The organism is Nonomuraea sp. NPDC049649 (assembly GCF_040675175.1).
Taxonomy (GTDB): Bacteria; Actinomycetota; Actinomycetes; order Streptosporangiales; family Streptosporangiaceae; genus Nonomuraea.
On sequence record NZ_JBFAOH010000022.1, the window covers coordinates 21,362 to 34,771 of the forward strand.

General features: G+C 72.6%; 12 protein-coding genes. 4 read left to right on the forward strand and 8 right to left on the reverse strand.

Annotated elements, in window-relative coordinates:
* Positions 1–2 precede the first annotated feature (2 nt).
* Complete coding sequence (locus AB0J42_RS24880) at positions 3–923, reverse strand: asparaginase (protein ID WP_364298316.1); 921 nt, start codon at positions 921–923, stop codon at positions 3–5.
* A 59-nt stretch (positions 924–982) separates the two neighbouring features.
* Between AB0J42_RS24880 and dtd the strand changes: the two genes are divergently transcribed.
* On the forward strand, positions 983–1,408 hold the full coding sequence (gene dtd / locus AB0J42_RS24885; RefSeq protein ID WP_364298318.1) for a D-aminoacyl-tRNA deacylase: 426 nt from the start codon (positions 983–985) through the stop codon (positions 1,406–1,408).
* On the opposite strand, the gene AB0J42_RS24890 is transcribed toward dtd, so the two are convergent.
* The 3 genes from AB0J42_RS24890 to AB0J42_RS24900 form a co-directional block, all read right to left on the reverse strand.
* The gene (locus AB0J42_RS24890) at positions 1,405–2,343 is read right to left on the reverse strand and encodes a glycine cleavage T C-terminal barrel domain-containing protein (protein WP_364298320.1); all 939 of its coding nucleotides are present in this window, start codon (positions 2,341–2,343) and stop codon (positions 1,405–1,407) included. The genes dtd and AB0J42_RS24890 overlap by 4 nt on opposite strands.
* A gap of 10 nt (positions 2,344–2,353) precedes the next feature.
* Positions 2,354–2,767 carry a Fur family transcriptional regulator gene (locus AB0J42_RS24895; RefSeq protein WP_364298322.1) on the reverse strand — a complete coding sequence of 138 codons (414 nt, stop codon included), beginning with the start codon at positions 2,765–2,767 and terminating at the stop codon, positions 2,354–2,356.
* A 288-nt stretch (positions 2,768–3,055) separates the two neighbouring features.
* Entirely contained in the window at positions 3,056–3,544 is a 489-nt protein-coding gene (locus tag AB0J42_RS24900; RefSeq protein WP_364298324.1) for an FABP family protein, read from the reverse strand.
* Between the two features lie 52 nt (positions 3,545–3,596).
* On the opposite strand from AB0J42_RS24900, the gene AB0J42_RS24905 reads away from it, so the two are divergent.
* Positions 3,597–3,959 (forward strand): DsrE family protein, encoded by a 363-nt coding sequence (locus tag AB0J42_RS24905; protein WP_364298326.1) that lies wholly within the window; start codon positions 3,597–3,599, stop codon positions 3,957–3,959.
* Positions 3,960–3,962: 3 nt separating this feature from the next.
* Here AB0J42_RS24905 and AB0J42_RS24910 read toward each other — a convergent pair whose 3' ends face one another.
* The 4 genes from AB0J42_RS24910 to AB0J42_RS24925 all read right to left on the reverse strand — a co-directional run bounded on the left by AB0J42_RS24910 (position 3,963) and on the right by AB0J42_RS24925 (position 10,927).
* Positions 3,963–4,676 (reverse strand): glutamine amidotransferase, encoded by a 714-nt coding sequence (locus AB0J42_RS24910; RefSeq protein ID WP_364298328.1) that lies wholly within the window; start codon positions 4,674–4,676, stop codon positions 3,963–3,965.
* On the reverse strand, positions 4,666–5,895 hold the full coding sequence (locus AB0J42_RS24915; protein ID WP_364298330.1) for a MurT ligase domain-containing protein: 1,230 nt from the start codon (positions 5,893–5,895) through the stop codon (positions 4,666–4,668). Before AB0J42_RS24915 ends, AB0J42_RS24910 begins: the two co-directional genes overlap by 11 nt.
* 48 nt (positions 5,896–5,943) lie before the next feature.
* Positions 5,944–8,904, reverse strand: coding sequence for an ATP-binding protein (locus tag AB0J42_RS24920; RefSeq protein ID WP_364298332.1), 2,961 nt, complete (start codon positions 8,902–8,904; stop codon positions 5,944–5,946).
* An 82-nt stretch (positions 8,905–8,986) separates the two neighbouring features.
* Entirely contained in the window at positions 8,987–10,927 is a 1,941-nt protein-coding gene (locus AB0J42_RS24925) for a hypothetical protein (RefSeq protein ID WP_364298334.1), read from the reverse strand.
* Between the two features lie 168 nt (positions 10,928–11,095).
* On the opposite strand from AB0J42_RS24925, the gene AB0J42_RS24930 reads away from it, so the two are divergent.
* Both AB0J42_RS24930 and AB0J42_RS24935 read left to right on the forward strand, forming a co-directional pair.
* Complete coding sequence (locus AB0J42_RS24930) at positions 11,096–11,749, forward strand: hypothetical protein (RefSeq protein ID WP_364298336.1); 654 nt, start codon at positions 11,096–11,098, stop codon at positions 11,747–11,749.
* Positions 11,746–12,375: a hypothetical protein gene (locus tag AB0J42_RS24935; protein ID WP_364298338.1), complete on the forward strand. Its 630-nt coding sequence runs from the start codon at positions 11,746–11,748 to the stop codon at positions 12,373–12,375. The genes AB0J42_RS24930 and AB0J42_RS24935 overlap by 4 nt, the downstream gene beginning before the upstream one ends.
* The last annotated feature ends 1,035 nt before the right edge of the window (positions 12,376–13,410 follow it).

Genomic DNA, 13,410 nt, shown 5'->3' on the forward strand with positions numbered 1-13,410 from the left:
CGTCAGCGGTGGATGGCGCGCACGCGCAGCTCGCCCACCGGCCGGCCGCCGCCCATCACGGGCTCGACGCCGAGCGCGTCGAGCGCCGGCGAGGTGAGCCCGAGCGCGCGCAGCGCCGTGACCGTGAGCGGGCCGCGGGCCCGGCCCGAACCGTCCTCGACCTTGATGACGCCGACCCGCCCGTCCTCGTAGGCGAACGCCTGGAAGCCCTCCGCGCCCGCCTTCACCATCAGGCCCGGCAGCGCCCGCATGAGCGCCGCCTCCTGCCGGTGGGTGCCGGACGTCCAGTCGGGGTGGGTGCGCATCGCGTCGAACACGGCCCGCTCCCGGCTCTCCGGCTTGCTCAGCGCCAGCGACCGGAACGCCTTGGCCACGCCCAGCATCGAGATGAAGAACAGCGGCGCGCCGCAGCCGTCGACGCCCGAGGCGGTGGTCCGCTCCCCCGTCAGCTCCTCCACCGTGGCCCGGATCGCCCGCTGCAGCGGGTGGCTCACGTCCAGGTAGGCGTCGGTCGGCCAGCCGTTGGCGACGCAGGTGGCGAGCATGGCGGCGTGCTTGCCGGAGCAGTTCATGTAGGCGCGGCCGTGGTCGGTCACCGCGCGGTCCTCCGGATAGTCCTCCGGGCAGAGCAGCGCCGACTCGTCCAGCCCCGCCTCCGACAGGATCTTCCGGACGCCCTCGACGTGGAAGGGCTCACCCGCGTGGGAGGCGCAGGCCAGCGCCAGCAGCTCACCCTCGACCTCCAGGCCGTTCTGGAGCATCGCGAGCGCCTGCAGCGGCTTCATGGCCGACCGGGGCGAGGCCGGTACGTGCACACCGCCGTGCACCTCCACGGGCCTGCCCTCGGCGTCGAGCGCGAGCATCCGCACCTCGTGCCTCGACTCCACGAACCCGGACCGGACGACCTCCACGACCAGCGACATCACACACCCCTTTCGTCACGAGTCTACGGAGTTCCGCGTCTGGGCCAGAATGGGATCCCATGCGAGCAGTAGTGCAGCGGGTGAGCTCCGCCTCGGTGGTCGTCGACGGGCAGACGGTCGGCGCGATCGACGAGCCCGGCCTTCTCGTCCTGGTGGGCGTCACCCACACCGACACGCCAGCCCAGGCGGCCAAGCTGGCCGCCAAACTGTGGGGCCTGCGCATCCTGCACGGCGAGAAGTCGTGCTCCGACGTGGCCGCGCCGCTCCTGGTGATCAGTCAGTTCACCCTGTACGGCGACGCGCGCAAGGGCCGGCGGCCCACCTGGCAGGCCGCCGCGCCCGGGCCCGTCGCCGAGCCCCTGGTGGACGCCGTGGTCGAGGAGCTGCGGAAGCTGGGCGCGCACGTCGAGACGGGCGTCTTCGGGGCCGACATGAAGGTGTCGCTCGTCAACGACGGCCCGATCACGCTGATCCTGGACGTCTAGCGGATGCGCCGCCGCAGCGCCGGGTCGATGGTGACGTTCCGCCCGGCGTCCGGCGGCACCACGACCTCCTGCGCGGCCGCGACGCCGCCCGCCAGGAGCTGGGCGTCGACCGGCACCGTCCGCTTGACGACCGCCAGCGCGATGGGGCCGAGCTCGTGGTGGCGGGCGCTGGAGCCGACCGTGCCGACCTCCTGGCTCTCGAAGACCACCGGCGCGCCGTGCGGGGGCAGCGTGTCGACGCTGCCGTCGAGGTGCAGGAAGACCAGGCGGCGCGGCGGGTGGCCCAGGTTGTGGACGCGCGCGACGGTCTCCTGGCCGCGGTAGCAGCCCTTGGTGAGGTTGACCGCCGCGCCGATCCAGCCCACCTCGTGGGGGATCGTCTTGTGGTCGGTCTCGAACCCCAGCCGCGGCCTGTGCGCCTCGATGCGCAGCGCCTCGTACGCCCACAGGCCCGCCAGAGGCTTGCCCAGGTGGTCGCCGAGCTCGGCGCGGGGCACGTAGAAGTCCTCGGTCGAGGTGGACAGCACCGCGAGGTCGTCGGCCCGCGACACCTCCACGCGGAGCATGAACCGCATCCGGTCGAGGTAGCCGACCAGCGCGTCGGCGGTGCCGGGCTCGACGTGGGCCAGCAGGGACTCGCCGTCGTCGACCAGCGTCAGGTGGTGTTCGACGCGGCCCTGCGGGTCGAGCACCAGCGTCTGCGTCCACTCGCCCGGCTGAAGATCGTCGAGTTTCTGCGAGGTCAGGTCGTTGAGCCAGCTCAGCCGGTCGGCGCCGGTGATCCGGACCACCTCGCGGTTGCTGCGGTCGACGACCGCCTCGCCCTTGGCCAGCGCACGCTGCTCGGCGAACAGGTCGCCGTAGTGAGCCGCCACGTCGGCGTCGGGAGCCTCGGCGGCGACGGCTCCGGGCAGGTCCAGCAGTGGGCTACGCATACCCCACAGGCTATCGGCACTCCCGGCAGCGTCCGAAGACGGTCAGGTGGTGGACGTCGGCGGCGAACCCCAGCTCCGCGTCGAGCCCGCTGACCAGCCCCTCGGCCAGCTCCGGCCGGACCTCGATGACCTCGCCGCAGCCCCGGCACACCAGGTGGACGTGGTCGGCCTCGGCCGCCAGGTGGTAGGTCGGAGCGCCGTGGCCCAGATGGGTGTGGGTCACCATGCCGAGCTCTTCGAGCAGTTCGAGCGTGCGGTAGACGGTGGAGATGTTCACCCCGCGGGCGGTCTCGCGGACCTTGCCGCAGATCTCCTCGGGGGTGGCGTGCTCCAGCTCCTTGACCGCCTCCAGGACGAGCTGGCGCTGCGGCGTGACCCGGTAACCCCTGGCGCGAAGCTCCTCGTGCCACTGCGTCTCCGTCATGCCATCGAGTCTAAGGCCGGACTTTAATCGCTTGCCCTGTTCCAGGACGACCGCATAGCTTCGGGGGTACGCGGAAAGGAGGTGGTCCACACAATGGGTAGTCATAGTAGGACCAGCGAGGTGGTTGTCCGCTGATGACGCGGGCTGTTGTCTCGCAGTCGTTCGCGAATACGAGGCAACCACCGGGGCCCCAGGCAGCCGGAGGGCGCGGCGTCCGCCGCCGCCCTTGGTCCATCCGGCCCGCTCCTTACGGGAGCGGAGCGCCGCCGGGGGCCCTTCTTTTTTCTCTCAGTCGACCTTCTTCAGCTCCGCCGACATGTGCGACGTGAGCGGCTGCCCCACCGCGGCCATGTCGTAGGCCCACATCAGGTTGCCGTTGACCAGCCCGTAGAGCCGGCGGCCCGCGGTGTACTCCTTGGCGGTGACGGTCCGCGCCACCACGTCGGTGTGCAGGTCGATCTTGTGGAAGACGACCTCGCCGACGTAGATCTCCACGATGCCGGTCGGGTGTGACAGCACCACCTCCAGCTGCCGCTCCGGCAGCGCCCGCCAGTAGCCCGACTCGGTGGCCAGCGGCTTGACCCGGGCGCCGTCCTGGTCGAGCAGCCAGGTGCGGCTCACGTACGTCAGGAAGGGTTTGCCGTTGTGGCCGAACTCGATCTCCTGGCCGAAGTTGAAGCTCTCGATCGTCGGGTAGCCCCCGACGCCGGCGCCCTCCCACCGGCCGAGCAGGAAGGCGATCGGCTCCAGGTCAGGGTGCACCTGTGGTTCCTCCATACCGGCAACCCTAGTGGCGCGTGGCGGGACCGCGACGTTCTAGGGTGGCGGCATGGCACGATCACTGGTGATCAAGGTGACGGCGGGCGCCGACGACGCCGAGCGGTGCAACCAGGCGTTCACCGTCGCGGCGGCGGCGCTCGCGAGCGGCGTTCCCGTCTCCCTCTGGCTGACCGGCGAGTCCGCGTGGTTCGCGCTGCCCGGCCGGGCCAAGGAGTTCGAGCTGCCCCACGCGGTCCCGCTCGCCGAACTGTTCGACGCGGTGCTGGTCGGCGGCAAGGTGACGCTCTGCACGCAGTGCGCGGCCCGGCGCGAGATCACGGTCGACGACGTGATCGAGGGCGTGCGCATCGCCGGGGCGCCCACGTTCGTCGAGGAGGTGATGACCGAGGGCGCGCAGGCGCTCGTCTACTGACGGCTACTGCGCCATGACGGCGCTGAACCGCTCCTGGCGGAGCTGCTCGTAGCGGGTGTCGTCGAGCGGGGCGAGCTCGCCCACCCGCCACGACAGCAGCAGGTCGGCCAGGGCCGGGTTGCGGGCCAGGGCGGGGCCGTGCAGGTAGGTGCCGATCACGTGGCCGGTGTAGCAGCCCTCGAAGCCGTCGCCGTTGCCGACGCCCTTGACCGTCTTCGACAGCGGCCGGACGCCCGGGCCCAGGCGGGTGACACCCATGTGGTTCTCGAACCCGGTCAGGGTCGGCAGGCCGAGCGCGGCGTCGACCTCGGCCACCAGCTCGCCGACGGCCCGCGCCTGGCCGCGGACGCTGGAGATGTCGAGCAGGCCGATGCCGTCGACCGGCTGGCCCTCCTCGCCGGCGAACGACGTCCCCATGATCTGGTAGCCGGCGCAGACGGCGAGCAGGGAGGCGCCGCGGTCGACAGCCCGCTTCAGGCCGCCGTCGCGGCGCAGCCGCCCGGCCGCGAGGATCTGCGGCCGGTCCTCGCCGCCGCCGATGAGGTAGATGTCGCCGGTCTCCGGCACCGGGTCGGACGAGCGGACGTGGACCGTCTCGGTGCGGATCCCCCGGCGCTGGGCGCGGTGCTCCAGGACGAGCACGTTGCCCTGGTCGCCGTAGGTGCTCAGCAGGTCGGGGTAGATCCAGACGATGCGCAGGGCGCTGTCAGACGGCACGGCCGAACTCCGATCGGATCTGCTGGAAGGCGGTGTAGTTGGAGATCACGTCGACCCGGCCCGGCGGCTGCATGGCCAGCGCCTCCGCGAACGAGGCGCAGAGCGTGAACGGCACGTCGGCGACCTCCAGCCGGAGCGCCAGGTCGAGGCGGCGCTCACCGGTCACGAAGACCGGCCGGCCGCGCAGGATGCGATAGTCGACGTCCCACAGCCAGGAGGTGTCGCGGCCGTCGGGGCCGCGCGCGTTGACCGCGAGGATGATCGGCAGCTGAGGGTCGGAGACGTCGAACGCCTCCAGCCAGCCCGCCGGGTTCTTGGCCAGCAGCAGCCGCGCCTGGCGGCCGTCGCGCTCGACCGTGGTGTAGCGGCCGGCGACCGACTTGACCTCGCGCAGCCGGGGCAGCGCCCGCTCGACCGGCAGCCCGAACGCGTCGGCGACGGCCAGCGCCATCGCCGCGTTGGACCGGTTGGCCAGGCCCGGGAGCTGGATGTCGATCAGCCAGCGGCGGCCGCCCGGGTCGATGACCGCGTCGTCGTCGAGCACCCACTGCGGCTCGGGCCGGTGGAAGGTGCACTCGCGGCAGGCCCAGTCGACGTCCTTGCGCTCCAGCGGGCCGCCGCACTCGGGGCAGCTCCAGGAGTCTTCCTTCCAGCGCTGCCCGCCGGCGACCCAGGTGACCTTGGCGGCCGTGGAGGCGGCCCAGCTGACCAGCGGGTCGTCGCAGTTGGCGATGACGTGGGTGGGCTTGCCGGACAGCGCTTTGCGCCACTTCTGGGCCAGCAGCCAGATCTCGGCGGCCCGGTCCATCTGGTCGCGGCTGAGGTTCATCAGGCAGATGACGCTGGCGCCGGTGGTGTCGAGCACCTCGGGGAGGTACTTCTCGTCGACCTCCAGCACGCCGTAGGGCGCGTTCTTGTGCTGGGAGAGGGCGGAGACGTGGCCGGCGGGCATGTTGGCGCCGAACGCGTTGGTGGCCACCTCCCCCAGCTCCAGCAGCGCGGAGGTGATCAGCCGCGTCGTGGTGGTCTTGCCGTTGGTCGCGCTGACGAGGGCCAGCTTGCGGTCACGGGCGAGCTGGCGGAGCAGGTCGGGTTCGAGCATCAGGCCGACCCGCCCGCCGATCACCGAGCCGTCGCCGCGCCCGGTCATCCTGGACAGCGTGGCGGCACTGCGTCCCAGGGCGCTCGCGAGCTGAGCCCGCAGTGGAAGCTGGGTCATGCTGACAGATCCTAGTCCTGATCGGGCCTGCCACACCGCTTCCGGCGATCACCGAGTCTGTTCTGCCAGGTGCGGCTCGGGGAACGAGATTTCCGGCGCGCCTTCGTGCCCGAACGGCAGCACGAACCGGTGCGGCCAGGCCAGCACCCCCTCCAGCCAGGCGGCGCCCATCGTCTGGCCGACGTGCCGGAGCCTGGCCTGCGGTTCCACGCCGATGGCGACCGCGTCCACGTCGCGGCGGAAGCTCTCCAGCTCGTCGTCGCCGAGGATGACCCGCCAGGCCAGCTCCCTGTTGTGGTCCATCTCCATCGACAGCGGGTGGTGGCGCAGCGCCTTGGCCCGGTGGCCGAGCAGCTCGCCGTGGCGGTCCGGGCCGGCGCCGTTCTGGTGGAAGATCGCGTACTCCATCGGCGGGGCGGGGGTGCGCAGGTCGGGCGCGGGCCGCCCGTACGGGAAGAGCCGGTCGACCTCGTGCAGCCAGCGCACCTGCGGCAGCACCCACGAGGCGCCGGGGCGCTCGCCGCCGCCCTGCCCGCCCAGCAGGCGGGTGGCGGCCGCGGCGGCCTTCTCGGTGAGCAGCGCCGGGTCGAACCAGCTGCGCAGCGCCCAGGCGCGGCGCCGCACCGACCGCTCGGTCAGGGTGGCGAGCAGGCACTCGGCGCGCCGCTCCGGCAGCTCGGACCAGGCGGAGGCGAGCGCGCGCGGCACGCCCGGCAGCGGCCGGTTGCTGACGAACGCCAGCACGACCGTGTCGCACCAGATGCGCAGCCACGCCCACTCCGGCGCGTCGGCCAGCACGTCGGCCTCGCGGAGCTCCACCAGCGTGCACGCCTGCCCGGTGCGGCAGGGCGCGCCGCAGGCGGCCGAGCGGCGGCCCCTGATCGGCGGCGGCGGGCTCGCCAGCGGCTTCTCGCGCGACTCCCCCAGCGGCACGCGCACCCGCAGCGGCCGGTCCATCCCGTCGGCGAACACGGCGGCGTCGCCGGGCGGCAGCGAGACGACCTGGCGGGACTGCTCCTCGCTGAGGTTCATGGCCGCGCCGACGAGCTGCCGGTCGTCCTCGGCGGGCAGCCGGTGCACGACCTTGAGCGCGGTGTTCTTGACCACGTCGGAGACGAGCTTGGTGGGGATCTGCTCGGCCACCACGATGCCCTCGCCGTACGCCCGGATCTCGGCGAGCATGCCGGCCAGCAGCTCCACGGCGTGCGTGGCGGCCCGGCCGGTGCCCCGGTCGCGGAGCAGCCGGTGCGCCTCCTCGATGACGATGACGTGCCGCAGCTCGGTGCTCTTCTCCTGGCGGGCGCGCATCCGCAGGTGCTCCACGATCCGGATGATCAGCGTGCCCATCAGGAACGCCTTGTCCTCGTCGTTGGCCACGTCCTCGATCGCCAGCACCACGTTGCGGCGCAGCAGCCCGCCGATGTCGGCCGGGTGGCCGCCCTCGAAGAACCGCCCCGCCGAGCCGACCCGGAGCGAGCGCAGCCGCAGCGAGATGAAGCCCTCCACGTCGGCCTGCACCTCGCGGCCGTAGCCGATCTCCTGGATGACGTCCATCGCGTGCTGCTGGAGCTGCTCCAGCGTCGGCACGCTCGGCGGCACCTTCGAGCCGGGGACCGCGCCGCCGGTGACCACGTCCCAGCCCGTCGCCTCGTACACGCGCTGCAGCGCCAGCGACATGATCTGCGGGAACGGCTCCTCGGCGTCGAACGCCGCCATGAACAGCGCCCTGATCATGTCGATGTGCGCCTGCACCGGGTAGCCCGGCTCGGGCTCCAGCGGGTTCACGCTGAACGGCACGCCGTCCGGCGCCGACGGGTTGATCACCGTGACCTGCGCGGGCTCCACCCGGCCCGCGATCGCCGCGTACTCGGATTTGGCCGCCTCGATGGCCAGCCACGGGATGCCGGCCTGGCTGAGCTGCTCCAGCAGGTGACGGACGGTCTGCGACTTGCCCGACCCGGTGGCGCCGGTGACGAAGGCGTGCCGGTTGAGCGTGGCCAGCGGCACCCGGAACGTCCCGACCGGCCGGTCCTGCCCGTCGAGGATCTCGCCCAGCTCCAGCTCGCCCTCGCCGGCCTCGGAGGTCACGTCGAAGAACCCGGAGTCGAGCACCCGCACCCCGGGCACCTCGCGTCTGGGCAGCCCGGCCAGCGCCGCCAGCGCCCCCGCCGTGGCCGCGAACGGCGCCGCCGCGCCGTCGGACTGGTCCTGCATGGTCAGTTCCAGCGCCTCCGCCAGCGGGTGGACCGCGCCGTGCGCGCTGCGCAGCCGGTACGGGTGATGGCTCATCTCCACCGACCCGACCAGGACGGGCGCGATCTGCCGCAGCTCGTCGGGGTTGGCGGCGCCGGCCAGCACCCGTACGTTCCAGAGCCCGGCCTCGCGGAAGGCGTCGAGCTCCTGCATGCGCCGCTCGGCCCGTTCGGCGTCGAACCTGGACCGCTCGGACGCGTCCCCGTACTGCCTGAGCACGTTGAGCTGGGTGCGCAGGTGCGCCACCTCGGCGTCGAGCAGGTCGGTCGGCTCGGCCACGACGAGCCAGGCGAACGGCCGCGACATCAGCGTGACGAGCGTCGCCTCGAACAGCGTCGGCCTCTTCAGCTCGTCGGCGTCCGGCTCCCTGCGGCCCCCGAGCGGCGGCGCCTGACGGCCGGGGCACGGCGTCCACACCAGGTCCGCCAGGTCGGCCAGGTAGCCCTCGTCGAGCTCGACGCCGCGCGCCCCGCCCGGGAAGAGCAGCGGCTGCGGCCCGGCCTGCCGGTCCGGGGCCTCCGGCGAGCGGCGCGGCTGCCGGGGCGGCGAGAGCGGGCCCGCGTTCGTGATCAGCTCCAGCGGCGCGCCGGAGCCGCGCGAGAGCCAGCCGATGACGAACGGCCTGCCCCGCGCCGCCGCCGACAGCGCGGCGGGCAGCACGGTGACGAAGTCCCACTCGGCCGACGAGCTTCGAGAGGGAGCGGCGATCGACTGGATCCGGTACCAGGGCCCGCTCAGCGACACTCTCGGCTGCATCTCATCCCCCCACAGACGGTTGCTCAGTAAACTCCCGCCGAAGGCCAGCTCATCACGTGGACATTGACCGAATCATTGCCGTTCATTGCCTGTCCTTGCGCCAGTCGAGGCGCGCCGGTGGCGGGCCGAGGTTCGGCGGCGGCTCATCCTGGCCGTTCTCGGCTGGCCGCGGGATCGGCTGCTCCCGCACCTCCTCCAGCTCGGCCAGCGTCGTCTTGGGGAAGGTCAGGATGGCCGGGTTGGCGTCGGCCAGGCGGACCCGCCTGCCCTGCGCGGTCGCGTCGGTGACGATCACCGACGTGGTGGGGAGCTGCTGCAGCTCGTGCGGCTCGACCAGGAACTCGCGGGAGCGCTGCAGCACCCGCTCCGTCTCCGAGATCTTGTCGGCGGTGCGGCCCCACTCGGTCGACTCGGTGATGTCCTCGGCCAGGTCGGGGTCGCCCTCGCCGCCCCGCCCGGCGGCCTCGTCGAGCTGCTCGATGGTGGAGGTGTAGCCGCCGTCCAGCCGGGGCGGCGACTCGCTGATCGTCTCGGTGAGCTGGGCCAGCTCCAGCCGGTGCTCGGTGCCGACGTGCTCGCTGGCCACCCGGGCGTCCTCGGCGTTGCCCAGCCGCATGAACGCCACGGCCGCGTGGCCGCGGCCCAGCCGCTCGCGGACCGTCGGCGTGAGCGAGCGGTAGGTCAGCACCAGCCCGGTACGGGACGTCTCGCAGGCGTCCATGAGCCGGTCCAGCACGTCGCCGCGGAGCTTGTCGGCGCCCGCCACGATGATCGTGTGGTACCACGGCCGGTCGGAGGCGGGCGACTGGCGCAGGATGTGGGTGAGCGCGGTCGCCACGTACGTGCCGAGCACCCGGTTGCCGAACACCCCGGCCTGCCGGTCCATGCTGACCACGCGGAGCCGGGCGGGCGGCAGCCGGACCGCCTGCGTGCCGAGCGTCTCCAGCTTGCGCAGCTGCGACTCCAGCGCCCAGGCCCGCTCTATCACCACCCGGTCGCTCACGCCGCGCCCGAACAGCGTGCCGATGCGCTCCAGCTGGGTGGCGGTGATGAGACCTAACCGCAGGTCCTCGCGCGGGTCGCCGACCTGCGCCAGCGCCCGCAGCGCGGCCGTCACCTGGCTGATCGTGGCGTTCTCGCCCAGCACCTCCAGCACCCGCTCCAGGATCGCGTTGTCGAAGCTGAGGTCGCGGGTGGTGCGGTGCTCCTCGCTGACGCTGACCACGTGCGCGAGCACGTCGGCGAACGCCTCCGGCTTGAGCGTCGCCCCCAGGTCGAGCCGGGGCAGGTCGACCGGCAGCACCCAGACCAGCGGGTCGTCGCCGCCTTTACGGGCCAGCTCGATCAGGTCCTTGGCGATCGCGCCCTCCGACAGGTCGAGCACCGTCAGATGGCCGCCGCTGTAGAGGCGGGTCGCACCGAGCAGCGTGATCAGCGCCGACCAGCCGGGCAGCGTGCCGCCCGCCACGTCGACCCGGTCGATCTCGTCGGGCACCGCGACCGCGTACCAGGTGAGCTGCCGGTCGAAGCGCTCCTTCTCCTCCTGCCACTCCCGGTAGCGCTGGGCGTGCTCCTCCTGCGCCCGGAACAGCTCCCGGTCGCGCTCCTGGCGCTGGCGGTCGTTCCGGGCCTGCTGCTCCGACACGCGGTAACGGACCGCGCGGTCTCCCTGTACGAGCGCGTACGCGCAGATGGCGGCCACACCTCCCGCGGCGAGCACGCCGATCAGCGCGAACTGCCAGGCGAGGTAGCCGACCAGGGCGAGCGTCACGATCAGCGCGGCCAGCACGAGCATGAACATGCGCACCAGCCGGACGGGCCGGTTCAGCATGTCTTCCTGCAGCCGCTCGCGGCGCAGCAGCTCGGCCCGCTCCTCCTCGTCCTGCTCGGCGGGGGGCGGATCCTCCGCCGGTGAAGGCCGTTTCGGGGGCGGGCCGGGGTCGGCGTGCGGCAGGATGTACTGCCAGCCCAGGTATATGCGGTCGGCCTGGAGCTGCGCGTGATCGGGATGCACGTCCGCCACGTGACCCCCTCCGGCTGCGCTATGTCGTTAGCAGGGTTAGTGTTCCCTTCGTTCCGTGACAGCGTATGAGCTACCACCCCCGCAGCGGCAGGGTTATCGGCAATTCCGCCTGCCCGATGGGCGCATTGGGGTGGGTGGGACAAGGCTGACCTATTACCATCACTGACCATGACGGAACCCTCCGGCGGCAGCGGCATGCCCAGACGGCCGGTCGCGGTACCCGTCGCCGCCCTGCTGATCGTCGCCGCCGTCGGCATCACCGCGCTGCTCGGCGGGCTGGAGGAGGTCGAGGAGCCTCCGCAGCCGCTCAGCCAGGGCGCGGTGCTCGACCAGGGCCTCTACTCCACCAAGTTCGTCGAGGCGCGGGTCGCGGTCGAGGAGAGCGGGTTCTCCTTCGAGGAGGACAAGCGCTTCGTCGAGCTGCTCTTCGACGTCACCAACCTCGGCGACGAGACCATGCACGTCGGCGCCCCGCCCGAGAAGCCAAGCATCGTCGGCAGCGGCTTCGCCAACTCCCTGATCAAGATCACGCCGCCGATCGAGGACGGCAAGGGCCCATTCACCTACGCGCTGGCCAAGGAAGGCCAGACCTCGCAGCTCCACCCGGGGGTGACCACCAAGGTCGTGGTCCGCTTCCGGCTCGACGAGGGCGAACGGCCGCCGGAGAAGGTGACGCTGGACGTGGCCGCCTTCGAGCACGTCCCCGGGTTCCAGGACCAGACCATTCAATGGCAGCCCGTCGTCGAACGGGACGGCGACGACTTCCAGCCGGCCGTCAAGGCCAGGGTGACGCTGCCCGTCAAGGCCGGAGGCCCGGCATGACCGCCACCGCCGAACGCCCCGTCGCCCCCGCCCGGCCGCCCGGGCGGAAGCGGGGCGAGTCGCGGCTGCTCAACGCCGCCGCCGGGCTCGTACTCCTGGGCGCCGCCATCGGCGTGCAGTCGCTGGACATGAACCACAACGAGTACCGGGCGCCGCTGACCTACGTCGGCGGCAGAGGCCAGGACGTCGACGCCACCCGGTTCACCGTCCGGCTCAACTCCGTCACCGCGGCCAAGAGCATCCAGCACGGCGCCCAGACCCACCTGACCGACGACGTGTTCCTCGTGCTCAGCATGTCCGCCAAATCCAAGCTCCAGCCGTACAAGCTCGGCCCGGCCGTGCTGCTGACCGCCGACGGCCGCAAGTTCGCCGCCACCGACCGGATCGACCGGACGGCCACGATGGCGCAGAAATGGGTGCAGCCCGACATCTGGGCCAGCGGGCCGTACTTCTTCGAAGTGCCCGCCTCCGTGCTCGCGGGGGCGCGCGTGGTCGTCGGGCTGCCCCCTACCGCGCTGGTCGAGCCCTACCAACCGGAAGCCGAGATCGACCTCGGGCTGGACGAAGCGGGCGCCCGCGACCTCGTCCGCTCGGCCGAGGCCGTCTACTCCACCGCCGAGAAGTGATCCGCATGCCCGCCGGGGTTTCAGCGAAGGAAGTCCGATGAGCAGTGACGAGCGTGACTGGTTCGCGCCCAAGAAGGATCACCGGCGTCCCGAGGACCCCTCCGCCGAGCCCACCCCGCCGTACGAGCCAGGCGCTCCGTACGAAGCGGGCGGTCCGTACGAAGCGGGCCGTCCATACGAGCCTGGCGGTCCGTACGAAACGGGCGGTCCGTACGAGGCAGGCGCTCCATCGCACGGCCAGCCCTCTGACCGGCCCGCTCCGGGCGAGCCCGCGGGGCAGGCTCCTCCCACGAGCCCGGGACGTGCGCGACGGCAGGCGCGGCAGGCCCGGCGCCAAGCCCGGGCCCAGGCAGGCCCGGGGCAGCCGCAAGCCGGTCAGGCAGCTCCTCAAGGGCAGACCGCTCCCCCTGGGCAGAACGTTCCCTCAGGGCAGGGCGCTCCCCCGGGAGGTGGTGCCCCTGCGGGTGGGTACAGGCCCCCGAGAAGGCAGCCCGAGATCGACATCATGCGTCCCGCTCGTGGCCGCAACGTCCGCCCTGACCAGCAGGTCTGGCCTCCCGTCCCGCGCCGGACCCCGCCGATGGCCGCCACCCAGCCGATCCCGGCCGTACGCGACAGCCTGCCCCTGCCGCCCACCGGCGTCCCAGGCGTCAGCCCGGCTTCTCGGGCAACTGCAGGCACCCCGGCCCCTCCGGGCGCGCCCGGCGCAGCCCCGCCCGGAGCCGCCCCGCCCGGAGCCGCCCCGCCCGGAGCCGCCGAACCAACCACGGCCGACGGACCAAGTCGAAGTACCTCAGGAACCGGCGCCGAATCGAGCGGTGCGGCGCCCGCAGCCGGTGGACCCGCGCCTGGGGCCGCCGGAGCCGTACCCAGAACCGCCTCTGAAGGCGCTGGAGCCGTACCCAGAACCGCCGGAGCCGCCTCTGAAGGCGCTGGAGCCGTACCGGGAGCCGCAGGAGCCGTACCGAGGGCGGAGGAAGCCGGTGAAGTCGGCAGGGCCTCTGGAGGCGGCTTCTCCGGGACGGGTGGCGATGC

Coding starts and splice junctions, on each gene's coding strand:
- AB0J42_RS24880 (WP_364298316.1), bottom strand. CDS start 923: ATGTCGCTGGTCGTGGAGGTCGTCCGGTCCGGGTTCGTGGAGTCGAGG.
- dtd (WP_364298318.1), top strand. CDS start 983: ATGCGAGCAGTAGTGCAGCGGGTGAGCTCCGCCTCGGTGGTCGTCGAC.
- AB0J42_RS24890 (WP_364298320.1), bottom strand. CDS start 2,343: ATGCGTAGCCCACTGCTGGACCTGCCCGGAGCCGTCGCCGCCGAGGCT.
- AB0J42_RS24895 (WP_364298322.1), bottom strand. CDS start 2,767: ATGACGGAGACGCAGTGGCACGAGGAGCTTCGCGCCAGGGGTTACCGG.
- AB0J42_RS24900 (WP_364298324.1), bottom strand. CDS start 3,544: ATGGAGGAACCACAGGTGCACCCTGACCTGGAGCCGATCGCCTTCCTG.
- AB0J42_RS24905 (WP_364298326.1), top strand. CDS start 3,597: ATGGCACGATCACTGGTGATCAAGGTGACGGCGGGCGCCGACGACGCC.
- AB0J42_RS24915 (WP_364298330.1), bottom strand. CDS start 5,895: ATGACCCAGCTTCCACTGCGGGCTCAGCTCGCGAGCGCCCTGGGACGC.
- AB0J42_RS24920 (WP_364298332.1), bottom strand. CDS start 8,904: ATGCAGCCGAGAGTGTCGCTGAGCGGGCCCTGGTACCGGATCCAGTCG.
- AB0J42_RS24930 (WP_364298336.1), top strand. CDS start 11,096: ATGACGGAACCCTCCGGCGGCAGCGGCATGCCCAGACGGCCGGTCGCG.
- AB0J42_RS24935 (WP_364298338.1), top strand. CDS start 11,746: ATGACCGCCACCGCCGAACGCCCCGTCGCCCCCGCCCGGCCGCCCGGG.